Origin of the sequence: Polynucleobacter cosmopolitanus (assembly GCF_002224225.1) — a bacterium.
GTDB lineage: Bacteria > Pseudomonadota > Gammaproteobacteria > Burkholderiales > Burkholderiaceae > Polynucleobacter > Polynucleobacter cosmopolitanus.
In genome coordinates, this window is the sequence record NZ_NJGG01000002.1 from 125,163 (window position 1) to 151,862 (window position 26,700).

Genomic DNA, 26,700 nt, shown 5'->3' on the forward strand with positions numbered 1-26,700 from the left:
TTGTCGAGACTTTTAAGTACTTTTGAAATTACTTCTAATAATGAAGCAAGACAGCACACCACAAAGGTATGCTGTCTTGCTTGTGATTAGTTATGCAGCGAAACCAGGGTTACCTTTGGCGCCCTCAATGATTGGCATATTGAGTTGCTTGGCTTTAACTGTCTTAATATCGCGGAGGTATTTAGCCACCACATCCCAAATTGGCTCACCACCAGCAGCTTTTGCTTCTTCTGCTACTGGAGCCCAACCCGCGACTTTGTAAGTCTTATTAGGATCAATTAATTTGCCATTGAGCGTCATGTTGCTGATGCGCTTATTGGCCTCGCCCATTGGATTGATGGTGTACTGCAAGCCGCCCACACGCACCATGTCACCACCTTGTTGGTAGTAAGGATCTGGATTGAACAAGTTGTCCGCAATATCTTCAAGAATAGTCTTGATCATGTCGCCCTTCATCATGGTCACAGTGGTCCATGGATAAGTGATCGCGGTTTGATCAAGCACGTGTTCCATGGTGATTGCTTGACCTGGTAACAATGATGTGCCCCAGCGGAAACCTGGTGAGAATGCAATCTCAGCATTTTTCACGGCCATCAAACCATCCAGAATCAATTGATCGAAACTACCGTTAAAGTTACCACGGCGGTACAAAGTACCTTCAGTCACCGCAAGCTTCTCACCCAACTTGGTTTCGTAAGGGGTGCGAATCTTATCAATCAATTTGTTCATCGCTGTATCAGCAGGAATCATGTCTGAAAATACTGGCAATAATTTGTAACGGAAATCAGCAATCTTGCCACCGTTCACTTTGAAATCTAGAACGCCCAAGTATTTACCGTTTGAACCAGCATTCGTCACCAACGTAACACCGCCTGAGTTTTTCACCTTAACAGGTGTTGGTACGCCATCATGCGTGTGACCACCCATGATTGCATCGATACCAGTCACACGGCTGGCCATCTTCAAATCCACGTCCATACCGTTGTGAGACAAAACGATCACAACTTTTGCACCCTTGGCACGAACTTCATTGACCATCTTCTGCATGTTGTCGTCTTGAATACCAAAGGTCCAGTTGGCTACCATATAACGTGGATTGGCAATTGGGGTGTATGGGAAAGCCTGACCGATCACGGCCACTTTCACACCATTCATTTCGCGAATCACATACGGATCAAATACCTGGTCACCGAAGTCATTGGTTTTGATGTTTTGAGCCAAGAATGAAATCTTGCCCTTGAAATCTTTTTCAACAATCTCTTTCACGCGCTCTTCACCAAGAGTCATCTCCCAGTGTGGTGTCATGATGTCTACACCCAAGGCCAAACATGCATCCACCATGTCTTGTCCATTGGTCCACAAAGCAGTACCTGAACCCTGCCATGTATCACCACCGTCCAATAGCAAAGCACCCGGACGATTGCCCTTCATTTTCTTGACCAATGTGGCCAAGTGAGCAAAACCACCGACTTTGCCGTATGTCGCCGCTGCTTTTTCAAAGTTCAAATAAGTGAAAGCATGAGCTTCTAAGGTATTTGGTTTGATGTTGTGAGCCTTCAATAGATGCTCGCCTACCAAGTGAGGTGTTTTACCAAACTGATCACCGAAGCCTAAGTTCACACCGGGTTCGCGGAAGTAGATTGGCTTTAATTGTGCGTGACAGTCAGTGAAATGTAGAAAGTGCACATTACCAAAACGAGGCAAATCATAAAACTTATTGGCCGCTGTTTGTGCTTGCGCGTAATCAGTATTGAGGGCCATACCACCCGCTGAGGCAACTGCAAGTACTTGTAAAAACTCTCTACGATTCATTGACATAAAAAAACCTTATTAAAAAATAAAAAGGCCGCTAGACGCGATGGCATAGCGGCCTGATTTGATACAAATTACTGATTAACTGGTGATGCTGGATCCAACAAAAGAGCCATCACGTGACGCATTTGATCTTCAGTTAACAACTTGTAGTGACCCATGCGAGGCATATTGCTGCATGCGTTGTAAGCTTTAGAGTTATAAATCTTGCCCCATGTGTACTGAACAACTGCTTCAGAGTTACCGCGAACTTTGCCGTAGTTCCATAGTGAAGGACCAATGTTGCCGTGAGAAATTTCTTTCTTATTGATCTGATGACAGTTGTAACATCCGCCACCGTTTGGCGTGCCTGCTTTATCTGTCCAAGTAGCACCACGACCGCTTTGAGCAATTTTTTCGCCCTCTTTCCAATCGCCTAGATACTTACCATCAGAAGGTTGCTTGATAGTGGCCATATTGGCTTTTTCAATTGCTTCACGTTTTTTAGGATCACCCTTACCAGCCAGGGCAGCAGGATCAGAGCAAAACTTTTGCGTGTCATCACGCTCCAAACGATCCATGCCAGCTTGACCATTGGCCTTGAAACTGGCTGTATGATCTTTTTCAAATTTACTTTGAGCCATCACGGATGTTGAGGCTGCCACCACTAGTGCAGCTGAAATCATTAAATGTAATTTTTTCATTATTTATCTCCCGCGACTTAGCGCTTCAATCCTGGTGTATTAATCACGCCATCTTTGGCTTTTGCGCCCATATAAACCGACAAGGCAATGGTCACGTCTGATGTGTAAATTGGCTCAGGGAAACGCTGTTGACGGTAGCAGTCATTCAAACGACGCTGCATGGTCCAAAAGTTTCCGCTTGATACGCGATAAGCGGGCCAGTAACCAAAACCTAAGGCAGCGCCTTTTTGATCAGTGATGTTAGGCAAGTCTTGCAAACGAATGCGCTTACCATCTTCAGCATGGCAAGATGCGCATGAGAAGTCCATTGGACCACCTTGGAAGAAGAAAGCCTTTTCACCCATGGCGTACATTTCTTTTTCTTTTGGATGCTTCACAGGCACATTGATTTTCATACCTTTAGATGCAGTCACAACATAAGCAACAACTGCTTCAACATCTTTGCGCTTACCTTTTTCAAAGCCAGCATTGATGATTTCTTTTGCATCATAGCCTTGTAACTTTTCCATACAGGTGATGATCCGCGACTCTAAGTCTTGCACTTTATTAGTATCTTTAAAGTAACGTGGTAATTCAGCTGAGGCACCTTTTACAACGCCAGGACCTTTTCCAAGATCACACTTTTCAAGCGATGCATTTTTTGGTCCCATAGGCTTTGACCAAATGTCTTCACCAGCGGCTTCATATAACTCAGCTGGATTGCCATCAGCGATCATTTCACGGTATTTCGCAATATCATCAGTCGCACTTTGAGCCATGGCAAGACCTGCCATCATGCTTAAAGAGACTAATAAAGCACTGTTCATAGCTTTTTTCATTACTTGCTCCTCATATTGACAAAAACCCGTCAATCTTTCAATTGACGGGTTTCTTATTTTTCTTATTAGCTTACTTTTGCTTTATCTGTGCGAGTGTCGTTCTTGTTATCAACCCAAGTTACGCTAACCTCATCACCTTTAGCGCCGCCCTTGAACTTGAAGTTCAAGAATGGATCTTTTGATACAGCTGGACCAAACTCACCTTGGAACACTTGCTTACCTTTGCAAGTTGCAGTGATAGTCGTGATGTGGTGTGCTGGAATAGTTTTTCCAGATGAATCTTTACGTTGACCAGTTTCCATGTCGTGTTTCATCAACACTTTAACGTCAACAATACCGCCAGTCTCTTGGGCGCGTACGCGCATTGGATCTGCCATTTTTATTTCCTTTCAGTACAAATATGATTAGTTAAATGAATTGTGTGAGGGGGAATTAACCGCCGCAACCACCCAAAGTCACCTTAACTTCTTTAGTCGATACAAACCATTTGCCATCAGCCTTCACCAAAGCGTGAACGTTGGATGTTTGACCCATCTTCACACGTGAAGCCACGAACGGCTCTGTGTCAGCAGTCATGATGAATTGAGCAGCCAATGCACTTGGGTTCTTCTCAACCAAAATAGCGATTTGTTGTGTTTTTGCCATTGTTGTTGTTACGCCCACAGGCACAACCGCACCGTTTTCAGCAATATCAGGAGCGTTAATTGTGATCGCGCCAGATTTGTCAGCTGAAGAACCACCTAGTGCTTTTAGCACTTCATCCAATGTTTTGCCTTCAAAAGCAGCTTTGTTCCATGCTGCAGCTTCTGCTTGAGAAATGAGGCCTGTTGCAGCCATCAAACCGATTACCGCTGTCAATCGCAGTGCTTCACGACGTTTATGGTTCATACGAACTCCTTCATAAAAAACTAACTATCAAAAATTTCAATTTCTAACTAGACAATATTACCTGTTTATTTACCAGTAAGCATCCATTTTACGAGTACCTCAATATCACCATCAGAGACGTGGGCATGGGGTGGCATGGGAATTGCACCCCAAACACCAGCACCACCCACCTTCACTTTTGCATGCATTTTCTTGATGGCATCAGCTTGGCCTTTGTATTTGGCAGCCACTTCAGAAATAGCAGGACCGATGGCACGGCTGGCTGGGGCATGGCAAGTGGCACAGTTGTGCTTCTTGAACAAGCCTTCAGGCGTGATTGATTCAGCCGCAGTCATACTCACCGCCATCAAACCTTTGCCTGGCAGATTGCTGACTGGAGGTTTGGTTGTATCAACGCCACGATATGGGCCGTATGGCCTATTTTGCAGCGCAAGATTTTCATGGGCATTGCGGGCATAGTCAGGCAATGACGATCCAATCGTGACGTGCTTTGTGCAATTGGTCATACAAGCAGTTGCTTTAACATCTGGCTTACCGCCTTCATTCCACATGCCGTGAGCTTGAGTCATGCCATTTCGGTTAGGCATTAATTTTTGAACATCAGCAATGTTTTTATCACTCAATGTGAAATCGTCCGGAACAATCTCAGCCATGGCCAAGATGTAACCTAAAACAGCATAGGTATCATCCGGCGTCAAAGTCCTTGGGGCATTCCAGGGCATGGCACGGTAAATGTAATCCCAAAGTGTTGAAACAGTCGCAACCTTCATCAAGGTTGTCCGCTGTGGTTGTTTGTCACTCAACAATGAAGCCACACGACCAGTTTTCATGTCTTCTTTGGTTGTTCCACCAACAATTGGTGTGAACACTTCATTAGATTCACCAAAAGTACCGTGACAAGATGCACAACGACCTTCCCAAACTTCCTGACCACGCAAAGTATTACCAGATCCTGCTGGCAAGCCTTTGAAGTCTGGACGAACGTCGATATCCCATGCAGCAACTTCAGCCTTGGTCGCTTCACGACCAATACCAGTGTACTTAGACTGAGCAACACCTTCAGCAGTAAAGCTAAATGCCAAACCTGCTAAAACCAAAGTTTTAGTTAAATTAGCCAACTTGAACATTGCTCAACTCCCCGTTCGTATCAAGCTTCCATGCTTGGATTGCATTGTTGTGATAGATGGAACGTGTACCACGCACTTCTCTTAATTGTTTGATCATTGGCTGAACATAGCCAGTTTCATCCGTTGCACGTGACATCAAGATGCCTGGTGAACCATCCCAAACCCAGTCAAGGTTAAAGCGCGTGACGGCTTTAGAAAGCACTGGAGTCTCAAGACGAGCTCTGCGCCAGTTGTTACCGCCATCAACAGATACATCCACATGTTTGACCTTACCGCGACCAGACCATGCCATACCGCTGATATTGTAGAAACCTTTGTCTAGCAATTGCTGGCCACCAGATGGTGTGGTGATCACAGACTTACATTCTTGAATGGTGGTGTACTGACGGTGTAAACCACTTGGCATCAAATCGATGTAGTGAACTGCTTCATCTTTTGTAGCGTAAGGCATATCGCCTACTTCAATACGACGTAACCACTTCACCGAGCTAACACCTTGAACACCAGGAACCAACAAGCGCAATGGGTAGCCATTTTCAGGGCGCAACATTTCGCCATTCATACCCCATACAACCAATACGTCTTTAAGTGCTGCATCCATTGGAATGGTTCTGGTCATACCTGAGCCATCACCACCTTCAGCCAAGATGTATTTACCATTCTTAAGGTCAGCACCGCACATATCGAGCAATACTGAAAGAGGGACACCTGTGAATTCGCAACAAGACAACATGCCGTGGGTGTACTGCACGCTTGGTACAGCGACATTACCCCACTCTAAACCTGTATTAGCACCGCACTCAATGAAGTGAATGCGTGAAACGCTTGGCAAACGCATCAAATCGTCCATCGTGAACACTTTTTGCTGCTTAACCATTCCGTTCACCATCAAACGATGTTGTGCTGGATCGATGTCATACCAACCTTGGTGGTGACGCTCGAAGTGCAAACCGTTTGGCGTGATGATGCCGAAAAAACCTTGTAATGGTGCAAATGCCACAGACGCTGCGGAGACTCGTGTCAAACCTGGAGACTCGCGACGCTGTAAAGCAGCTTCCCATTGTGATGGCATGCCATAAGGACGAGCCGCTACTGGCTGCCCCAAAGTTGTTTGCCATGGCTGCTTTTCTAAAATAGCTTTATCACCATCAGCGGCAATTGCAGAACCTGCTGCAGTAGCACCCAATGCTGTTACAAAACTTTTGCGCAGGAAACCACGACGAGTTTCATTCAGACCATGCTCATAAACTTCATCAGCAAATTGCTGAGTCACGAAGTTTTCTGGCGCACGACGAAGCCTACCAATTGGCGTTGATTTACTCTTAAATGTCACTAGGACCCCCAAAGATTCATGCTAAACAAAATACTGACTTATTGATGTTGAATATCTTTTCAACTGAGATGTGTCATTATTCACTTTTATAGATTGTTTTGGAATATGCAAATAATGAAAGTGTTGTTATTTTTTTGCTAACAAGGGTATTTACTGAGCAAAAAATGTGAATACTTATTGCATCTACCTAACTGTTATTCACTTCTAGCAAACACTTATTTTTTATACCTAACTATGACGATTGATACGCAAGCACTGATACTGACTCTGAAGCTTGCATTATTTACCTTGCTCTTTTTAATTCCATTTGGAGTATGGGTTGCTTATCGTTTGGCGAGCATGCAAAAAGGCAAATCATTTTTAGAGGCCGCCCTCGCCTTACCTTTGGTTTTACCTCCTACAGTTTTAGGTTATTACTTGCTGGTGAGCTTTAGCAATGTCACTCTTTTCAATCAGCCACTGACTTTTACTTTCACTGGCTTGGTGATTGCTTCAATTATTTTCAATTTGCCATTTGCAATTCAACCGATTCAACGCGCGTTCGAAGCGATTCCACAAGACATACGTGAAGCCGCGCAATGCAGTGGCTTGAGCCCCTGGAAAGCCTTCAAGTTAATTGAGCTACCACTGGCTTGGCGCGGCATCGTGAGTGCTGCAGTGATTACTTTTGCGCATACCTTGGGCGAGTTTGGTGTGATCTTGATGATTGGTGGCTCGATCCCAGGAGAAACTAAAACGATTGCCATCTCAATTTATGACAGCGTGCAGAACATGGATCATGCCAGTGCCAGTGGCATGTCATTAATGCTGTTAATCATTTCATTGTTAGCCATTACTTGGAGCTATCAATTGACTGCCAAGAAGCGAGCTGCGTGATGTTAAAAGTTCAATTACAACGCAGGACCGGCTTTCCAATGCACATTGACTTTGAATGCGCCCCTGGAGAACTTCACATCTTGGTTGGCCCCTCAGGCAGCGGCAAAACAACGATCCTGCGTAGCATTGCTGGACTGTCCGATGTATCAGGTTTGATTCAATGCAAAGATCAGGTGTGGCTTGATAGCGCCAATAAAGTGTTTGTGCCAACCCATCGTCGCTCGATCGGATTTTTATTTCAGAACTACGCCCTCTTTCCCCATCTCACTGTTTTAGAGAATGTTTCAATTCCGTTGATAGGTCGCAAGCAATCTACTCGTGATGAAGCGCTTCGTTGGCTAGAGCGATTGCGCATTGCTGATTTAGCCAATCGCTTACCGCATCAAATCTCTGGTGGACAACAACAACGTGTGGCCTTGGCACGAGCATTGGCCAGAGATCCTCAAGCACTTCTTTTAGATGAGCCATTCTCGGCAGTTGATGCTCCCACACGACAAAATCTTTATGAGGCCCTATCTGAGCTTCGCCAAGCAGTTTCATTGCCGATCATTCTCGTGACACATGATTTGAATGAAGCGATTCGTTTGGGCGATCAAATCACGGTGATTGATCACGGCAAGAGCTTACAAACTTCAGATCCTCACCACTTGATCGATAAACCTCGTAATGCGCGGGTGGCTGAACTGGTTGGCAGCCCAAATCTATTTGAAGGCTTATATGACCAAGGACGTTTATCGTGGGGAAATCGTGGCTTAAGCTTATCAGTCAAAGATAAGGGCAAGATCAAAAAGCCAACCGAAGTGGCTTGGGTGATTCCAAGTCACAGCATCGAAATTGTTAACTCTAAAGAACAAGTCAATAGTTACAAAATTAATCTAATTGACTGCACGGTTGCAAGAGTCAGACAATTGGGACAGATTGCGGTGGTGTATTGGCAGGTCAATGGTTGTGATGATCAAATTATTTGGCAAGCATCATCGAGCGAATTAAGAAGATTGGGCATTGAAGTGGGCGCACAGGAAAAGATTTATTTAGATCCTGAGCAAATCCACATCATGCCCATCAAGTTTCACCTAAAAAATACATAAGCGAGGTTGTATGACAAGTTATGACCGCAGAAGTGCTCTAAAACTTTCTTTAGGCGCTGTGGGGCTCTTAACTTTGCCTCAACTCACTCAATTTGCCAGAGCTGCTGAAGACTTTATTCGTGGACCTCGCATCAAAGATCATCCCATCAAACAGCTCAGCAAACATGTTTGGATGATTTACTCTCCGGACGGTTTCCCAACTCCTGAAAACCAAGGCATGATGGCCAATATCACCTTTGTTGAAACCGCCAAGGGCATTGTGGTGATTGACACAGGTGCTTCTGTGCAGATTGGTGAAATGGCCATCAGGATGATGAAAACCTTCACCAAGAAACCTGTGATCGCTCTTTTCAATTCTCACTATCATGGCGATCACTTCTTGGGTAACCAAGCTTTCGTTGAGGCCTATGGACCAATGCCCATTTATGCACACCCGTTCAGCATGAAAGAAATCAAAGGCGTTGAAGGCAATGCTTGGAAGAATTTGATGGAGCGCTGGACCAATCAAGCAACCGCAGGCACCAAAGTGATTCCACCGACTCACATTGCGAATCATGGGGATGTATTCAAGTACGGCGATGTCACCATCAAGATTCATCACTATGGTGTTGCGCACACCCCTGGTGATATTTGCATGGAAATTGTTGAGGACAAGGTCACGCATGTTGGCGATGTGGCAATGGATGATCGAATTGCTAACATGGATGACGGTTCATATGTTGGCACCTTCAAAACATATAAAGCATTGACTCAAGCTGCAGGCCCTCAACTCTGGATTCCAGGACATGGCAATGCTAAAAAAGAATTGCTCGCAGAATATGGTGAGTTCATGTCAGGGATTTATGAAACTTGCGTTAAAGCAGTTCAAGATGGTCTTGACCCAAGCTCTGCCAAAAATCTGGTACTCAAAGACCCTCGTGTAGTGAAGTATGCAAAACGCACCAAAGGATTTGATGGGAACATCGGTAAGTACACAAGTCTTGCCTACCTAGAAGCAGAAAAGGAAGCTTTTTAAGCTTCCTTTTCTGTTCTGATTCTCTTGATGACTTATTTGCCTAGACCAGGCAGTAAGTCATTTTTAATATCTTCAATATTTTCCAAGCCAACAGCAATCCTCACCAAGCTATCGGTGATGCCCGCTGCCGCTCGTGCTTCTGGTGTGACACGCACATGCGTGGTGGTTGCAGGATGAGTGATGGTGGTTCTTGTATCACCCAAATTGGCTGTGATCGATAAAAGCTTGGTGCCATCGATGACTTTCCAAGCGGCCTCTTTACCGCCCTTCAGTACAAATGACAAAATTGGGCCGCCCATTCTTTGCTGCTTCTTGGCTAATTCATACTGTGGGTGTGAAGATAAGCCTGGGTGATACACACGCTCAACCGCAGGATGCTTCTCCAACCAAGTCGCCAATTCAAGCGCTGACTGACTTTGCTTTTCCAATCTCAAGTTCAGTGTTTCTAAGCCCTTCAACAAAACCCAGGCGTTGAAGGCAGACAGTGTTGGTCCAGCAGTTCTGACATAAGGGAACACTTTACCCAAAACAAATTCTTCAGTGCCGACAATGGCGCCGCCTAGAACACGACCCTGGCCATCTAGATACTTGGTAGCCGAATGAATGATCACATCAGCACCCAGCTCTAATGGCTTTTGCAGGGCTGGGGTGCAAAAGCAGTTATCTACCACGTAAAGCGCATTGGCTGCTTTTGCGATTTTTGCAATAGCAGCAATATCACCCACCTCAGTCAAAGGATTGGATGGCGTCTCTAAATAAAATAGTTTGGTGTTGGGTTTAACAGCGGCTTTCCAAGAATCAAGGTTGGCCATGTCCACGTAAGTTGTTTCAATCCCAAACTTACTCAAAATACTGTTGAACAGTTGAATGGTGGCACCAAACACCGAGCGAGAACAAACCACGTGGTCGCCAGCTTGTAAATGTGACATCGCTACCGTCATGATCGCTGACATACCAGAAGATGTCGCAATACATGCCTCACCACCCTCTAGCGCTGCCAAGCGATCTTGGAACATCGCAACAGTTGGGTTGGTGAAACGAGAGTAAATAAAACCTTTTTCCGCGTTCGCAAAACCATGGGCAGCATCTGCCGCACTGTCAAAGCAAAAACTGGAGGTTAAAAACATCGCCTCAGAGTGTTCATTGAACTCAGTACGACGCACGCCTGCACGCACACCAAGAGTGTCGGTGTGCAGGTTTTTGATATCTAAAGGTGGTCGTTTTTTATCGCTCATGACTCAATACTACTCTTGAGAGGCTAAATGTAAATGTAATTGTGAACGGGCCAAGTCTGTTCCATCGCCCTGCTGACGATCCGCCAAGGCTTTAGGTGTGTTTCTAGAAGCCTCTAAAGCGTCTAAATAAGACTCAGTGATATCGCCTGTGATGTACTTGCCATCAAAGCAAGAGGCATCAAAATTAGTGATCGCAGGGTTGATGTCTCTGACCGCTTTTTTAAGATCTTCAACGTCTTGGTAAATAAGTTCATCCGCACCAATCAACTTGGTGATCTCCTCATGGGTTCGGCCATAGGCGACTAATTCACTGCGAGTTGGCATGTCGATGCCATACACGTTTGGAAAACGCACAGGAGGTGCAGCGGAAGCAAAGATCACTTTCTTGGCACCAGCATCACGTGCCATTTGCACGATCTCATAAGAAGTTGTGCCACGCACGATGGAGTCATCCACAATCAATACGTTTTTATCTTTGAACTCTAAGCGCATCGCATTGAGCTTTTGACGCACTGATTTTTTGCGCATCGCTTGACCAGGCATGATGAAGGTGCGCCCCACGTAGCGATTTTTAAAGAAACCTTCACGGTATGGCACACCCAATAATTTGGCCACTTGCATCGCTGCTGGGCGGCTTGAATCAGGGATCGGCATCACCACATCAATTTGCGAGACATCGGTTTCTCGGGCAATTTTTTCTGCCAAGTAATTACCCATTAATAAGCGCACGTCATAAACAGTCACGCCATCAATGCATGAATCAGGTCTTGCCAAATAAACGTATTCAAAGATACATGGATTGAGCGTGGCATTTTCTGAGCACAACTTGCTTTGGAACTGACCATCAAGACCTATAAAGATCGCTTCACCGGGAGCCACGTCTCTGACGAACTTGAAACCCAAACCTTCTAAAGTCACAGACTCAGAAGCAATCAACCACTCAGGGCCATTAGGTGTGTCCATGCGACCAATGCACAAAGGGCGAATGCCGAATGGGTCACGGAATGCCAATAAACCATAACCAGCGATCAAGGCGACCACTGCGTAGGAACCTTTTAAACGCTTTTGCACTTTGGTCACTGCGGTGAATGCTGATGCAGCATCCAAGGCAATGCTGTCTGTGGCGCGCTGCAACTCATCAGCCAACACGTTCAATAAAACTTCAGTATCTGAATTAGTGTTGATATGACGGCGATCACGGTAGAACATCTCATCGCGCAAAGCAGGAGCATTGGTTAGATTGCCGTTGTGAGCCAAGATCAAACCAAATGGGGCGTTCACATAAAACGGCTGGGCCTCTTCTTCACTGCTTGCTGATCCAGCGGTGGGATAACGAACCTGACCAATACCAGCATTACCTGGCAAGCTGCGCATATTGCGTGTTCTAAAAACATCACGGACCATGCCGTTAGCTTTATGCATACTGAATGAACTGCCATTCATGGTAGCTATACCAGCGGCATCCTGACCACGATGTTGCAAAAGCAACAATGCGTCATAGAGCAACTGATTCACTGGACTATTGCCAACCGCCCCGACAATTCCACACATAAAGACCTCTATCTTTTTAAAACTACTTCTTTAACTGCCCAGACACCTGAGCAGCCCATTCATCTGGTAACCAAGCTTGAGTCATGCCAGTGAGCAATTCAATTGCTGGCAAAGTCCAAGCTTTACGCCATTCGCTTGTTTGCGTTGCTCCAGTCAATGACAATAGACTGCTCAACACAACGATGACTAACAAACCTCTGAGGAGACCAAAAGCAAAACCTAAAAAACGATCCATCGGACTCAATCCAGCTTGCTGCATGAGCTTGGCCAAAAAACGTCCAATCAATGCGCAAATGATCATCGTCACAATGAATAAAATCACAAAGCCAAGGGCCAACTGAGTCATCTCACCACCCGGCACGCCACTCAACCACTCTTTGGCCAACCAAGTGGCATAGTGATAAGAAATCCAAGCAGCAGCAACCCAAGCAATCAGAGCAAAAACTTCTCTGATCAAGCCACGCCAAATACCCAAGAGTGCTGAGATTGCGAGTACTGCAAAAAATGCTATATCAACGACAGTGAAGTGAAGGTTCATGGCTGTTCAGATCCTGTTATCACTGTGGCTTTTGCTCAATAATCTTCGGACTTAAACCAACGTACTTGATTTTTTTCTCAGCAGCTTCAGCACTGGCTTTATCTTGATATGGGCCAGATCTCAAATGATGAAGCTTGACGCCTTCTTTATTCGTTTTGATTTCAATGTAGCTGCTGACTTTTTGTTCTGTTAATTTTTTCTGCCAATTCTTGACGCGCTCTTCTGATGAGAAAGCGCCGATTTGAACAATGAACTTGCCATTGGAACTAACGCCTGAATTTGGAGCAGCAGGAGTTGCTGGCGTGCGACTTTCAAGAATCGACAAAACCTCTTCACCTTTATCCAATGATTTGGCAACCGGTGTGGTCTTGTCAGTCTTAATGTCTTCTTTTTTGGCGTCTTTAGATTCTTTGGAATCTTTGGTGTCTTTGGTGTCTTTGTTTTCTACTGATGTCACAGGCGCCGATGGTGTGGCTGAATCAGTGGCCTTTGTCTCTTTAGGCTCTTCAACTTTTTTCTCTTCTTTTGATCCAGGCTGAATGATCTGAATCGCAATATCGTTGTTATATTGTTTTGGCTTAGAGTCAAAAATGATGGGAAGACCAGCCACCGCAACAGTCACCAAAAAAACTGCGCCAATCAAACGGTGTCTGGCTTTTTGACGCTCTGGATCTTCTGTTAGACCATCCTCAACAGGTGTGTTGTTTTTACTACTTGGGCGGTTAAAGAAAGGTAGTCGCATCAGCTAAGTTTTAGGTTCAAAGTTGTGTCATGGTTAATGAGCTTTTGCATTTCGATAGGCCAGAACACCAGCAACGGTATAAAAGGACCCGAATACCGATATTCTATCACCCTCACCCGCCTTTTTTAAGGCTGATTCATAGGCCAAAGCAGGACTTGAGAAAACCTCGATCCCAGAGTCGGCACCCTCTTTAAAGCCTAAAGATCTCAAGCGTGTCGCCAGAGATTCTGCAGAGGCTGCACGAGCGGTCGGCAAATCACAAAAATACCAAAAATCAATCTTATCCATCATGGGTTTCAAGACACCATCAATGTCTTTGTCCGCCATCGCACCAAAAACTGCAATTGTGTAGGGGTGGTAGGCCATGTTCTCAAGGTTTTGCGCAAGAGCAGCGCTGGCATGAGGATTGTGAGCCACATCCAAAATGATGGTTGGCTGCCCAGGTAGAACCTGAAAACGCCCTGGTAACTCAACCCAAGCCATGCCATTCCTGATTTCTTGAGCCCCAACCGGCAATCTGTCTCTGACAGCGATCAAGGCCGCAATCACAGCGCTGGCATTGAGCAATTGATTGGCGCCCCGCAGCGCTGGATAACCCAGACCTGAAAAACGTTTACCTCGTCCTGCCCAGCCCCACTGCTGTTTATCACCCTGAAAGTTATAGTCTTTGCCGAGCAACCATAAATCAGCACCAATCGATGCTGCATGATCAATCAAGGATTGTGGTGGCACAGGATCTGCGCAAATGGCAGGTTTATCGGAACGGAAGATACCCGCTTTTTCAAAAGCAATTTTTTCTCGGGTATCCCCAAGGTACTCCATGTGATCCAAATCAATGCTGGTGACAATCGCACAATCTGTGTCAATCATGTTCACCGCATCCAAACGACCACCCAACCCAACTTCCAGAATGACCGCATCCAAATCAGCTGTTGCAAATAAATGCATGATGGCCAAGGTGGTGAACTCAAAGTAAGTCAGCGTTGGTGGATTAGGCAAAGATGCTCTGGCCAACTCAACTGCCTTGAAATGCTCAAGCAAAAGTTCATCACTCACGTTTTCTCCGTTCACACGGGCACGTTCATTGAATGACAGTAAATGTGGAGATGTATGGCAACCGACTTTGTAGGATGCTGCTAACAAGACGCTTTCTAATAAAGCGCAGGTAGAACCTTTGCCATTGGTGCCGCCAACAGTAAAAACCACTGCTTGGAAATTTAGTTGAAGAGCTTCTTTAACGCGCGTGATGCGCTCCAAGCCCATATCGATCCCAACGGGGTGGGCTGTCTCTAGGTGCTGGAGCCAATCATCTAAATTGTCAAACGTGGCAGGCAAGTGAGGCTGGGGGCTTAAACAACAGAATCTGTTGGCAACTTCAACAACAGCGCCAATAGATCAGCAATCTCTTTGCGCATTTGGCGACGATCGACAATCATGTCAATGCCACCCTTTTGCATCAAGAACTCTGAACGCTGGAAGCCCTCAGGAAGTTTTTCGCGAACGGTTTGCTCGATCACGCGTGGACCAGCAAAACCAATCAATGCTTTTGGCTCAGCCATCACCACATCACCCATGAAAGCGAAACTAGCAGAGATACCACCCATGGTTGGATCAGTTAGAACACTGATGTAAGGAAGTTTGGCATGCGCCAACTTCACCAACATCGCATTGGTTTTAGCCATCTGCATCAATGACAACAAACTCTCTTGCATACGAGCACCGCCGGTGGCGCTGACACAAATGAACGGCACTTTTTGCTCCAAGGCCATTTGCGCACCGCGCACAAAACGCTCGCCCACCACGGAACCCATGGAACCGCCCATGAATTCAAATTCAAAACAGGCTACCACCACTGGAATGGTGTGAATCGATCCAGCCATGACGACCATGGCATCAGTTTCACCCGTTGAATCAATGGCATCTTTTAGACGATCTGGGTATTTTTTAGTGTCCTTGAATTTCAGGGCATCAATTGGCAATACTTCTTGACCAATCTCATGACGACCTTCTAAATCCAATAATTTATCTAAACGCTCACGCGCATTGATGCGCATGTGATGATCACATTTAGGGCACACGTGCATGTTTGACTCTAAGTCATTGCGGTAAAGAACGGCTTCACATGACGGGCATTTGATCCATAAACCTTCAGGAACGCTTTTGCGCTGCGCAGGGTCAGTGTGTTGAATACTTGGGGGGAGAAGTTTATCAATCCAGCTCATATTTATTGATCCAAAGCCTTACGGATATCCTTTAGAAAGTCTTCCAGCAATTGTACTCTCTGTGCCGGGGCTGCTTCTTCTAAAAGTTGAACGATTCGGCTGCCAATCACAACCGCATCAGCAGCCTTGCCAATGGCCACGGCTGATTGGGCATCTCTGATGCCAAAACCAACCGCAATCGGTACTGAAGAAGCTGCTCTGATTTGGGGAATAATGCCTGCCACTGCCTGGGTATCCAAATTAGCAGCTCCCGTGACGCCCTTGAGAGACACATAGTAGATGTAGCCAGCGGCCACTTTGCCAACCTGGTCAATGCGCGCTTGCGATGAAGTCGGTGCCAATAAGAAAATAGGATCGATACCGGCTGCTTTACTTTGCTTGGCAAAGTCTTCGCATTCTTCTGGTGGATAGTCCACCACCAAAATTCCATCAACCCCTGCATCTTTGGCAGTTCTAACAAAGGTTTCAGTGCCCATGTGCTCAATCGGGTTGGCATACCCCATTAAGACCACTGGGGTGTGATCATTGGTTTGGCGAAATTGTTTGACCAATTTGATACAGTGCTTGAGTGTGGTGCCATGAGACAAAGCTCTTTCTGAAGCTCTTTGAATCACAGGGCCATCAGCCATTGGGTCCGAGAAAGGCACTCCTAACTCAATGACATCAGCGCCGCCACGCACCAAGGCGTGCATTAAATCAAGGGTGATACCTGGCTCAGGATCACCTGCAGTGATAAACGGCACAAGACCTTTGCGGCCCTGTGCTTTTAAATCAGCAAATACTTTTGCAATCTTTGACATCTATATTCCTAAAACTTCAAACCTGATTCTTGAGCAACGGTGTGCATGTCTTTGTCCCCTCTTCCCGATAGATTGATCAAGATTGATTTATCTTTCGGCAAGGTTGGGGCCAATTTACAAGCGTATGCGATGGCATGGCTGCTTTCTAAAGCAGGAATGATGCCTTCAATTTGACAGCAATCATGGAAGGCCTTGAGTGCTTCGTCATCCGTTACAGCGACATATTCCGCACGCTTAGAGTCTTTTAACCAAGCATGCTCAGGGCCAACGCCTGGATAGTCCATGCCGGCTGATACTGAATGCGTCTCAGCAATTTGGCCGTTTTCATCTTGCAACAAATAAGTGCGGTTGCCGTGCAAGACGCCTGGAGTTCCTGCCACCAATGCAGCTGAATGCTCTTTGGTATTCAAACCATGACCGGCTGCTTCAACACCAACCAACTTCACATTTGGCACATCGATGTACGGATAGAAAATACCCATAGCGTTTGATCCACCACCCACGCAAGCCATCACGTAATCTGGTTGACGACCAATCATTTCTGGCATTTGTACTTTGCACTCTTCACCAATCACGCTTTGGAAATCCCTCACCATCATTGGGTATGGATGAGGACCTGCCACCGTACCGATGATGTAGAACGTACTTTCCACATTGGTCACCCAATCGCGCATCGCTTCGTTCAAAGCATCTTTAAGAGTTTTGGTACCTGACTCTACTGGCACAACCGTCGCACCCAAGAGTTTCATGCGATAAACGTTTTGAGCTTGGCGCGCCACGTCGACAGAACCCTGGTAAACGATGCACTCTAATCCCATACGGGCACAGATCGTGGCTGTTGCCACACCGTGCTGACCAGCACCTGTTTCAGCAATGATGCGTTTTTTACCCATGCGTTTGGCCAACATCGCTTGACCAATCACGTTGTTAATTTTATGCGCGCCTGTGTGGTTCAAATCTTCACGCTTGAGATAGATTTGAGCTCCACCCAACATCTCGCTCCAGCGTTTGGCGTGATACACGGGTGAAGGACGACCCACAAAGTGTTTTAACTCTGAATGGAATTCAGCTAAAAATTCTGGGTCATGTTGATACTTGGCGTACGTCTCTTTGAGCTCAGTCAAGGCATACATCAAAGTTTCAGAAACGAAGACACCGCCATAGGGGCCGAAATGACCTCTGACGTCTGGAAAATCATACATAGTGTTACCTCTACACGAATGAGATGCCTTGATCGGCATCCCGGACTGCTTGAATAAACGCCTTCATTAATTCAGGGCTTTTTTGACCTTTTGCCACTTCAATGCCACTCGACACATCCACAGCGCAAGGTTTAAGGTGTGTAATACCCTCGCCCACGTTGTGCGTGTTCAATCCACCACTCAAAACGACCCGATGCGCGTTTTCTTTTGTCCATGTGTCCGGTATCAATGACCAATCAAATACATGCCCACCGCCACCATAGCCCTCAACGAAGGCATCCAGTAAAAAGCCGGCTGCATCTGCGTATTGTAGAGAAAATTCAGATAAGTTGAAGCCCGCCTTGATTCTGGCGGCTTTCAGCCATGGCATGCCCTGAGCGATCTCTTGACAGCGTTCCGGGGTCTCATCTCCATGAAACTGCCACAAAGTCGTGGGAACACGCTCCTGGATCCTCAAAACCTCTTCATCTGTTGGGTTTACCACCAAAGCCACAGCATCCATCCCACCAGGCATGCGGGCAATCAAGGCAGCGGCCATTTCAGGGCTGACATACCGGGGGCTGGGCTCATAAAAGACGAATCCCAGGGCATCAACTCCCATGGAAACAGCCGCATCCACATCGCTTGAACGAGTAAAACCACAGAACTTAATTCTGGTTTTATCAGCGGTTTGCTTGAGTAAGCCCATCAGTGCCTGACTGCCCTAAAAGATTGATTGGTAAAAAGCTATTGGCCAAATTCGGCTCAGGAATATCGAATTGTTCTGGGTATCCTACCCTAAGAAGATAAAGTCCATCGGCCATGAAGGTGGCGCCCGCCAATTGGCGATTTTTTGCTGCCAACAAACTGCTCATCCAAGTGACCGGTTCTTTTCCAGCCCCAATCAAGAGCAAACTGCCCACCAAATTACGAACCATGTGATGAAGGAAGGCATTGCCCCTGAAAACAAAGTACACCCATGGTCCATTCTCAATCACTGATACTTGGTACAAAGTCTTGATCGGGGTTTTACTTTGGCATTCAGAGGAACGAAATGAACTGAAGTCATGCTCACCCACCAATACCTGGGCTGCTTCATGCATGGCCAGTGTATCCAAGGTTTTACCCTTGGGTAAATTCAGAAAGCCTGCTTTGCCGTGCAACAAAGGGGATGGCGTTGAACCAGTGAGCAAGGCATAGCAATAGCTTCGCTCAAAAGCCATGTAACGGGCATCAAAATGATCAGGCACTGGCTTGACCCACTGAACTGTGACACTTGGTGGCAAAAAGGCATTAACGCCTTTTACCCAAGAAAGATCTGGTCTCACCACTTCAGTATCAAAATGAACCACCTGACCCAAAGCATGAACTCCTGTGTCGGTTCTTCCTGCTGTGATGGTTTTAACTGGCTCATTGTTTTCACCAATGAAGCGACTCAAGGCTAACTCTAGGTGATCTTGAACTGTTTGGCCGTTACTTTGGGTTTGCCAGCCAGAGAAAGCAGACCCGTCATACTGCAAACCCAAGGCAATGCGCATGCTATTTGGATGAGAGTTGATTAACTTCAGCCATCAATGATTTGGCTTGAATGGTTAACGCAGGATCAATCTGATTGCTCACTGCCAATACTTCCTGGATGGCCACTCTAGCGGCGGCGAAATCTTCAATGGTGATGTAGGCTCTGATCAGATTCAGTTTCACACGAAGACTTTCAGGACTCGGCAAAGATACGCCAGAGTTTTGAGAAGCAACTGGTGCAGGTCCAAGATTTAAATCAAGCGATGCGAACAACTTGGCGGCTTGTTCAGGAACTGTATTTAACGGAGCATTTGGCTTAGCAGCAGAACTATCAGACTGACGAACCTTCTTTGCCTCACTCTTTGATAGCTTTAATAAAACCAAAATTGCTAGGAAAACAAAAACGGCAATAGCCAAAGGACCAGTTTGATTTCTCCAATCAAATGTCTCGGTATTTGCTTGCCCTGCCCCTTGGTTTTGCATCAACTTCTTGAGATCAGCAATGTTTTTTTCTAATTCAACAATTCTTTGCTTGGCTTCTGATAAAGCTTTCTCTTGAACCAGCAATTCTTCCATGCGGCGCTTGGCTTCACCCTCTAAGCCAGCAGCAGGACCCACCTTTAATCGATCACCCACAACGTTTGTTGGTGGAATCTCTTTATCTTGACTTGCAGTCAATCCACTCAATGGCATGTCAGCCTTGCCTGAGCGATAAGCTACGTCCGCAGACTGTGCAATTTCTTTGGCCTCTTGCTTTGGCACACTCTTGACCATTGCTTGGCTAGGCATCTTTAACTCAGCACCAGCCATCAAGCGATGGATACTACCGCCAGCGAATGCTTGAGGATTGACCCTGTACAAAGAAATCAAAGCCTGATCAAGACTGGCCTCATCAAAATTAGCCGCCAGCTTGCTGGCAATTTCAGTCAGCGTATCTCCAGCTTTTACCTCTACACGCGCTTGATCTGCCACCATCAATGTGTAAACACGGCGCACCAAACCAGTTGACCAGCGAAGCTCTACCAAAGCATCCAAGAATATTTCATTGGCAGCTAATTTTAAGACTTCATCTGAAGTGATCTTGATCGCTACCGGCTCTTCTTTTGAGCCCTTCAGTAACTCGACTTTTAATTGCGCTTGGACATTAGAAGATGTGATGCCCAATCGTTGATACATCTCAGGACCGGCCAAAGCCGCCTGCACATCTTTGATTGAGGCAAGTTCTGCAGGATCAATTTGAATCGAGATTTGAGCAAGCAGCGGCTCACCCACTTTTGACTGAATGCTCAAGTTGCCTAAATTCAAGGCAAGCGCTTGTCCGGCAAAAATTGCCGAGATCAACCCAAGTGCTAAACGATGAAAACTTGGCAAGAGCGCAATCAAGAAATTAACGCTCCAACAAAATGCGCAACATACGGCGCAATGGCTCAGCAGCGCCCCATAACAACTGGTCGCCTACTGTGAATGCGCCTAAATAATCAGGGCCCATGGCTAATTTATGCAAACGTCCCACAGGCACAGTCAAAGTACCAGTCACAGCAGCAGGTGTTAGATCTCTTTCGGTCGTTTCGCGATCGTTTGGCACTACCTTGACCCAATCATTTGCGCTCGCCAAGATGCCCTCAATATCGCTCAAAGGAATGTCTTTTTTGAGCTTGATGGTCAAGCCCTGTGAATGGCAACGCATCGCGCCGATACGCACACATAAGCCATCAATTGGAATACTGCCCGCTGATCTGAATGGAGGGTTACCTAGAATCTTGTTGCACTCTGAACCGCCCTTCCACTCTTCCTTGGTTTGACCATGCTCAACCGGCACATCAATCCATGGAATCAAGCTACCAGCCAAGGCTGTGTTGCGGAAATTCTTTTTCGGGAAATTAGCCGAGCGCATCGTTTCAGCAACTTTGCGATCAATGTCCAAAATAGCAGATGCAGGATCAGCCAATTCTACTTTAACGGCATCGTGCAAAGCACCCATTTGAGACAATAACTCACGCATGTTCTGAGCACCCGCCCCAGAAGCTGCTTGGTAAGTCATGGCACTCACCCACTCAATGGCACCTTCACGGAACAAGCCGCCCATCGCCATCAACATCAAACTCACGGTGCAGTTACCGCCCACCCACAGATTGCCACCTTTGCTGATAGCAGAATCGATCACTGGGCGGTTCACTGGATCCAAAATGATCACAGACTCATCAACCATGCGCAATGAACTGGCTGCATCAATCCAATGACCTTTCCAACCAGCGGCACGAATCTTTGGGTAAATCTCTTTGGTGTAATCGCCACCTTGGCAAGTGATGATGATCTCGCAACGCTTCAAGGCATCAATATCATCAGCTGAGTAAAGTTTTTTCTCATTCTTAGCCATCGCCGGCGCTGGCCCACCAGCATTGCTCGTGCTAAAAAAGACTGGCTCAATGAATGCGAAATCGCCTTCATCTTGCATGCGCTGCATCAAGACACTGCCAACCATACCGCGCCAACCTACTAAACCTACCAATGGAGTTGCCATCACCACACCTATATTTTTAAAAAGTTTTTGTTAATTTTATTAATGAACCTGGGACATCTATCTTACAGAGCTTTTAGAACCGCTTCGCCCATTTCTTTTGTGCCTACCAATTGGCAGCCCGCCGTCTTGATATCACCCGTGCGATAACCCTGAGCCAACACTTTTTGCACAGCAGCTTCAATGCGGTTGGCTTGCTCAGCTTTACCCAATGAATAACGCAACATCATGGCTGCAGACAAAATGGTTGCCAAAGGATTAGCAATACCTTTACCTGCAATGTCAGGTGCTGAACCATGGCTTGGCTCATACAGCCCTTTGTTATTTTTATCCAATGAAGCAGATGGCAACATACCGATTGAACCAGTCAACATGGATGCTTCATCAGACAAGATATCGCCGAATAAGTTACCAGTCACCACCACATCAAATGCTTTTGGTGCTTTGACAAGTTGCATGGCTGCGTTATCAACATACATGTGGCTGAGTTCAACATCAGGATATTCTTGTCCGATGCGCGTCATGACTTCTCTCCACAATTGTGAAGTCTCAAGCACATTGGATTTATCAACACTGCACAATCGTTTATGGCGTTTTTGAGCCGCCTGAAATGCCACGTGAGCAATGCGCTCCACTTCAGGCTCTGAATAACGCATGGTGTCAAAACCTTCACGCGCTCCAGGAAATAAACCATCTGTGGCAGTGCGAATACCCTTTGGTGAACCAAAGTAAATATCGCCGTTCAACTCACGCACGATCAAGATGTTCAAACCAGCAATGATTTCTGGTTTTAAGCTAGATGCTTCAGTCAACTCTGGATAACAAATCGCCGGTCTTAAGTTAGCAAATAAACTGAGGTGTTTGCGCAAACCAAGAATCGCTTGCTCAGGTCGCAATTCACGGGCCAAAGTGTCGTACTTCCAATCACCTACAGCCCCAAACAAAATGGCATCAGCTTCTTTAGCTAACTTCAGAGTGTCTTCTGGCAATGGATGGCCTTTAGCTTCATAGCCAGCACCACCCACTGGGGCAGTTTCCATTTCAAAAGATTCACCCAAGGCATTCAAGACCTTCACTGCTTCTGCAATGATTTCAGGGCCAATGCCATCACCTGGCAATACTGCAATCTTCATGTCAAACCTTTAAACAGGAAAAAATTAAGGGAGCTTTGTCGCTAACCAAGGCATGCGCAAAACTCTTTCAGACTCATAAGTCTTGATTTTGTCTGCGTGTCGCAAGGTCAAACCAATATCGTCCAAACCATTGACCATGCAATATTTTCTAAATGCCGCGATATCAAAATCATACGTGCGACCATCAGGCGCAATCACCTGTTGTTTTTCTAGATCAATGGTTAATTGGTAACCATTGAATGCGGCTGTTTCATTGAACAAGTGATCAACTTGCTGAGCAGATAGAACGATTGGTAATAAACCATTTTTATAACAGTTATTAAAGAAGATATCTGCAAAGCTTGGAGCAATCACCGCTCTGAAACCATACTGCTCCAAAGCCCAAGGAGCATGCTCACGAGAACTGCCACAACCAAAGTTTTGGCGAGCTAAAAGAATGCTTGCGCCTTTGTAACGAGATTGGTTTAAAACAAAGTCAGGATTTAATGGGCGGTTAGAACAATCTTGGCCAGGTTCACCATGATCTAAATAACGCCATTCATCAAACAAGTTTTGTCCAAAGCCAGTTCTTTTGATTGATTTCAAAAACTGTTTTGGAATGATGGCATCGGTGTCCACATTCTCGCGATCAAGTGGAGCAACCAAGCCTTGGTGTATTGTGAACTTATTCATTATTTAACCGGTGTAACTACCACGCCAGAATTTGAAGCCTCATTACCAGAGTCAGATTTCTTAGAAGTGTTTTTATCAACCACGCTTCCTAGGTTTTGAAGATCTTGACCAATACCAGAAATCGTATTGCAGGCCATCAATGAAGTTGCCATCAAACAAGCAAATACTAATTTTAAAGTTCTCATATTTATCGTCTCCGGGATTTAGGCTATTTTACGAACATCAACAAAGTGACCTTCTAAAGCTGCAGCTGCCGCCATCGCAGGACTCACCAAATGTGTTCTCCCGCCATTACCTTGGCGTCCCTCAAAATTACGGTTTGATGTAGAAGCGCAACGCTCACCTGGCTCAAGACGATCAGCGTTCATGGCCAAGCACATGGAGCAACCAGGTTCACGCCACTCAAAGCCAGCAGCCTTGAACACGCGATCCAAACCTTCGCGCTCTGCTTGCTCTTTTACTAAACCAGAACCAGGAACGACCATGGCCAACTTCACAGTGGGCGATACTTTCTTGGCGATACGCTCAACAACCCTTGCAGCAGCCCGGATGTCTTCAATACGACTATTGGTGCAAGAACCAATGAAGACTTTATCTACCATGATGGCTTCAATCGCTGTATTGGGCGTGAGTGCCATATAGCTCAAAGCTCTTTCCATGGCTTCGCGCTTGACCGGATCTTTTTCTTTTTCAGGATCAGGTACTTTGTCTTCAATCGATAAAACCATTTCTGGTGAGGTTCCCCAAGTCACTTGAGGCTTGATCTCTTCTGCGCGCAACTCAACCACTCGATCAAATACCGCGCCCTCATCGGTGTGTAACTTTCTCCAATACTGCAAAGCTTGACGCCAAGCTTCACCTTCTGCTGGAGCATAAGGACGACCTTTGACGTAGTTGATGGTTGTTTCATCTACACCCACAATGCCTGCACGAGCACCCGCTTCAATTGCCATATTGCAGATGGTCATACGACCTTCCATCGATAAAGCACGAATCGCTTGACCTGCAAATTCAATCGTGTAACCAGTACCGCCAGCAGTACCAATCTTGCCAATAATGGCTAAAACAATGTCTTTAGCGGAGCAACCCAAAGGTAATTGACCTTCGACGCGCACCAACATATTTTTACTTTTCTTCATCAGCAACGTTTGCGTGGCCAAAACATGCTCCACTTCTGATGTGCCGATACCAAACGCCAATGCGCCAAAAGCACCGTGCGTACTTGTATGAGAGTCACCACAAACCACTGTCATGCCAGGCAATGTAGCGCCCTGCTCTGGTCCAATCACGTGCACGATGCCTTGACGCTTATCGTGCATCTTGTATTGAGTGATGCCAAATGCATCGCAGTTTTGATCCAAGGTATCAATTTGTAAACGTGATACTGGATCTTTGATGCCTTCTGAACGATCGGTTGTAGGAACGTTGTGATCTGACACCGCCAAATTGGCTGAATTTCTCCAAACTGGGCGCTGCGCTAAAGACAAACCCTCAAAGGCTTGAGGACTGGTTACTTCATGCAATAACTGTCGATCAATGTAGAGGACGGTGGTACCGTCCTCTTCCATGTGAACAACATGGTCATCCCATAACTTGTCATACAAAGTACGAGCCATGAATCTTCCTAATTAACGCTTGGCGATTGGCTGAACAGTGCGTGTTGGACTACCAACAAACAACTGACGCGGACGACCAATCTTATATTCTGAATCAGTGATCATTTCTTCCCACTGTGAAATCCAACCCACTGTGCGTGCAAGAGCAAAAATACAAGTGAACATTTCTGTTGGAATACCCAATGCACGCTGAACAATGCCTGAGTAGAAGTCAACGTTTGGATAGAGTTTACGACTCACGAAGTATTCGTCTTCCAAAGCAATCTTCTCAAGTGTCATCGCTAACTTGAACAATGGATCATTCTCAAGACCCAACTCTTTGAGAACTTCATAACATGTTTCACGCATCAATTTAGCGCGTGGGTCAAAGTTTTTGTAAACGCGGTGACCAAAGCCCATCAAACGAACACCAGAGTTTTTGTCTTTAACTTTAGCAATGAAGTCGTCGATCTTCTCAACACCACCATTGGCTTGAATCTCTTCCAACATCTGTAAGCAAGCTTCGTTAGCACCGCCGTGAGCAGGACCCCACAAGCAAGCCACACCAGCAGCAATCGCAGCAAATGGGTTGGTACCTGAAGAACCAGCCAAACGAACTGTTGAAGTTGAAGCATTTTGTTCGTGGTCAGCATGCAAAATGAAGATGCGATCCAACGCTCTGACCAATACTTCATTCACCTTGTATTCTTCACAAGGAGTTGCAAACATCATTTGCATGAAATTAGCTGTGTATGAAAGATTGTTCTTTGGGTAAATCATTGGCTGGCCAACTGAATACTTGTAAGCCATCGCTACCAATGTTGGCATTTTTGCGATCAAACGAATTTGTGACACTTCACGTTGATGAGCATCATTGATGTCTAAACCATCGTGATAGAAAGCCGCCATACCGCCTACCAAGCCAGTCAATACAGCCATTGGGTGTGCATCACGGCGGAAGCCACGCAAGAAGAATTGCATCTGCTCGTGCACCATGGTGTGGTGCATGACCAAGTCATCAAATTCTTTCTTTTGAGTTGCATTTGGCAACTCACCTTTTAATAATAAATAGCAAGACTCTAAGAAATCGCAGTTAGTGGCCAAATCCTGAATTTGGTAACCGCGATAAAGCAACTCACCTTTGTCACCATCGATATAAGTGATCTTTGAGTTACATGAAGCAGTAGACATAAAACCTGGGTCATATGTGAATTTACCTGTCTGACCATAAAGTTTGCGAATATCAATCACGTCAGGACCAACTACACCCTTGTAGATAGGTAACTCAATGGCTGGTGTGCCATCAGAGAACGATAACGTGGCTTTTTCATTTGTTGCGTTCATATTTCAATCCC

The 26,700-nt window shown here is 45.9% G+C and carries 27 protein-coding genes; 3 read left to right on the forward strand and 24 right to left on the reverse strand.

All coding sequences use genetic code 11. The features are described from left to right. Positions 1-90: 90 nt before the first annotated feature. The 7 genes from soxB to soxC form a co-directional block, all read right to left on the reverse strand. Complete coding sequence (gene soxB / locus AOC33_RS06075; RefSeq protein WP_180738124.1) at positions 91-1,812, reverse strand: thiosulfohydrolase SoxB; 1,722 nt, start codon at positions 1,810-1,812, stop codon at positions 91-93. Between the two features lie 74 nt (positions 1,813-1,886). After that, entirely contained in the window at positions 1,887-2,495 is a 609-nt protein-coding gene (gene soxX / locus AOC33_RS06080; RefSeq protein WP_089515821.1) for a sulfur oxidation c-type cytochrome SoxX, read from the reverse strand. Positions 2,496-2,512: 17 nt separating this feature from the next. After that, entirely contained in the window at positions 2,513-3,313 is an 801-nt protein-coding gene (gene soxA, locus AOC33_RS06085) for a sulfur oxidation c-type cytochrome SoxA (protein WP_089515822.1), read from the reverse strand. Positions 3,314-3,378: 65 nt separating this feature from the next. Beyond that, on the reverse strand, positions 3,379-3,690 hold the full coding sequence (gene soxZ, locus AOC33_RS06090) for a thiosulfate oxidation carrier complex protein SoxZ (RefSeq protein WP_089515824.1): 312 nt from the start codon (positions 3,688-3,690) through the stop codon (positions 3,379-3,381). A 55-nt stretch (positions 3,691-3,745) separates the two neighbouring features. Then, positions 3,746-4,201 carry a thiosulfate oxidation carrier protein SoxY gene (gene soxY / locus AOC33_RS06095; RefSeq protein WP_089515825.1) on the reverse strand — a complete coding sequence of 152 codons (456 nt, stop codon included), beginning with the start codon at positions 4,199-4,201 and terminating at the stop codon, positions 3,746-3,748. A 65-nt stretch (positions 4,202-4,266) separates the two neighbouring features. Further along, entirely contained in the window at positions 4,267-5,328 is a 1,062-nt protein-coding gene (locus tag AOC33_RS06100; protein WP_219349910.1) for a c-type cytochrome, read from the reverse strand. Continuing rightward, on the reverse strand, positions 5,312-6,661 hold the full coding sequence (gene soxC / locus AOC33_RS06105; RefSeq protein ID WP_089515827.1) for a sulfite dehydrogenase: 1,350 nt from the start codon (positions 6,659-6,661) through the stop codon (positions 5,312-5,314). Before soxC ends, AOC33_RS06100 begins: the two co-directional genes overlap by 17 nt. A 234-nt stretch (positions 6,662-6,895) precedes the next feature. On the opposite strand from soxC, the gene modB reads away from it, so the two are divergent. Genes modB through AOC33_RS06120 form a run of 3 tightly spaced genes read left to right on the forward strand, consistent with a single transcriptional unit; the run spans position 6,896 to position 9,640 of the window. Beyond that, positions 6,896-7,537: a molybdate ABC transporter permease subunit gene (gene modB / locus AOC33_RS06110; RefSeq protein ID WP_342744455.1), complete on the forward strand. Its 642-nt coding sequence runs from the start codon at positions 6,896-6,898 to the stop codon at positions 7,535-7,537. Then, entirely contained in the window at positions 7,537-8,625 is a 1,089-nt protein-coding gene (locus AOC33_RS06115) for an ABC transporter ATP-binding protein (protein ID WP_089515828.1), read from the forward strand. Before modB ends, AOC33_RS06115 begins: the two co-directional genes overlap by 1 nt. 10 nt (positions 8,626-8,635) lie before the next feature. Then, positions 8,636-9,640, forward strand: a complete 1,005-nt coding sequence (locus tag AOC33_RS06120; RefSeq protein ID WP_089515830.1) for an MBL fold metallo-hydrolase — start codon at positions 8,636-8,638, stop codon at positions 9,638-9,640. A gap of 32 nt (positions 9,641-9,672) precedes the next feature. On the opposite strand, the gene AOC33_RS06125 is transcribed toward AOC33_RS06120, so the two are convergent. From AOC33_RS06125 to gltA, 17 genes are all read right to left on the reverse strand, one after another. Continuing rightward, positions 9,673-10,875: an O-succinylhomoserine sulfhydrylase gene (locus AOC33_RS06125; protein ID WP_089515832.1), complete on the reverse strand. Its 1,203-nt coding sequence runs from the start codon at positions 10,873-10,875 to the stop codon at positions 9,673-9,675. Positions 10,876-10,884: 9 nt separating this feature from the next. Continuing rightward, the gene (gene purF, locus AOC33_RS06130) at positions 10,885-12,426 is read right to left on the reverse strand and encodes an amidophosphoribosyltransferase (protein ID WP_089515835.1); all 1,542 of its coding nucleotides are present in this window, start codon (positions 12,424-12,426) and stop codon (positions 10,885-10,887) included. 22 nt (positions 12,427-12,448) lie between these two features. Next, the gene (locus tag AOC33_RS06135; RefSeq protein ID WP_089515837.1) at positions 12,449-12,964 is read right to left on the reverse strand and encodes a CvpA family protein; all 516 of its coding nucleotides are present in this window, start codon (positions 12,962-12,964) and stop codon (positions 12,449-12,451) included. Positions 12,965-12,983: 19 nt separating this feature from the next. Continuing rightward, a complete protein-coding gene (locus AOC33_RS06140; protein ID WP_089515838.1) occupies positions 12,984-13,706 on the reverse strand; it encodes an SPOR domain-containing protein in 723 nt (240 codons plus the stop codon). A gap of 33 nt (positions 13,707-13,739) precedes the next feature. Continuing rightward, complete coding sequence (gene folC / locus AOC33_RS06145) at positions 13,740-15,041, reverse strand: bifunctional tetrahydrofolate synthase/dihydrofolate synthase (protein ID WP_089515840.1); 1,302 nt, start codon at positions 15,039-15,041, stop codon at positions 13,740-13,742. Between the two features lie 14 nt (positions 15,042-15,055). Further along, complete coding sequence (accD, locus tag AOC33_RS06150; RefSeq protein WP_089515842.1) at positions 15,056-15,928, reverse strand: acetyl-CoA carboxylase, carboxyltransferase subunit beta; 873 nt, start codon at positions 15,926-15,928, stop codon at positions 15,056-15,058. Between the two features lie 2 nt (positions 15,929-15,930). Beyond that, complete coding sequence (trpA, locus tag AOC33_RS06155; RefSeq protein WP_089515843.1) at positions 15,931-16,728, reverse strand: tryptophan synthase subunit alpha; 798 nt, start codon at positions 16,726-16,728, stop codon at positions 15,931-15,933. An 8-nt stretch (positions 16,729-16,736) separates the two neighbouring features. Then, complete coding sequence (gene trpB / locus AOC33_RS06160; RefSeq protein ID WP_089515845.1) at positions 16,737-17,930, reverse strand: tryptophan synthase subunit beta; 1,194 nt, start codon at positions 17,928-17,930, stop codon at positions 16,737-16,739. Positions 17,931-17,940: 10 nt separating this feature from the next. Beyond that, positions 17,941-18,618, reverse strand: a complete 678-nt coding sequence (locus AOC33_RS06165; protein WP_089515847.1) for a phosphoribosylanthranilate isomerase — start codon at positions 18,616-18,618, stop codon at positions 17,941-17,943. Then, a complete protein-coding gene (truA, locus tag AOC33_RS06170; RefSeq protein ID WP_089515849.1) occupies positions 18,593-19,447 on the reverse strand; it encodes a tRNA pseudouridine(38-40) synthase TruA in 855 nt (284 codons plus the stop codon). Before truA ends, AOC33_RS06165 begins: the two co-directional genes overlap by 26 nt. 1 nt (position 19,448) lies before the next feature. Beyond that, positions 19,449-20,798 (reverse strand): FimV/HubP family polar landmark protein, encoded by a 1,350-nt coding sequence (locus AOC33_RS06175; protein WP_143744024.1) that lies wholly within the window; start codon positions 20,796-20,798, stop codon positions 19,449-19,451. Positions 20,799-20,814: 16 nt separating this feature from the next. Then, the gene (gene asd, locus AOC33_RS06180) at positions 20,815-21,948 is read right to left on the reverse strand and encodes an aspartate-semialdehyde dehydrogenase (protein WP_089515853.1); all 1,134 of its coding nucleotides are present in this window, start codon (positions 21,946-21,948) and stop codon (positions 20,815-20,817) included. A gap of 62 nt (positions 21,949-22,010) precedes the next feature. Continuing rightward, positions 22,011-23,078, reverse strand: coding sequence for a 3-isopropylmalate dehydrogenase (gene leuB / locus AOC33_RS06185; protein WP_089515855.1), 1,068 nt, complete (start codon positions 23,076-23,078; stop codon positions 22,011-22,013). Between the two features lie 24 nt (positions 23,079-23,102). After that, positions 23,103-23,750: a 3-isopropylmalate dehydratase small subunit gene (gene leuD, locus AOC33_RS06190; protein WP_089515857.1), complete on the reverse strand. Its 648-nt coding sequence runs from the start codon at positions 23,748-23,750 to the stop codon at positions 23,103-23,105. Then, a complete protein-coding gene (locus AOC33_RS06195) occupies positions 23,750-23,935 on the reverse strand; it encodes a hypothetical protein (RefSeq protein ID WP_089515859.1) in 186 nt (61 codons plus the stop codon). Before AOC33_RS06195 ends, leuD begins: the two co-directional genes overlap by 1 nt. Before the next feature lie 18 nt (positions 23,936-23,953). Next, complete coding sequence (gene leuC, locus AOC33_RS06200; protein ID WP_089515861.1) at positions 23,954-25,366, reverse strand: 3-isopropylmalate dehydratase large subunit; 1,413 nt, start codon at positions 25,364-25,366, stop codon at positions 23,954-23,956. A gap of 12 nt (positions 25,367-25,378) precedes the next feature. Then, complete coding sequence (gene gltA, locus AOC33_RS06205; RefSeq protein WP_089515863.1) at positions 25,379-26,689, reverse strand: citrate synthase; 1,311 nt, start codon at positions 26,687-26,689, stop codon at positions 25,379-25,381. Positions 26,690-26,700 lie beyond the last annotated feature (11 nt).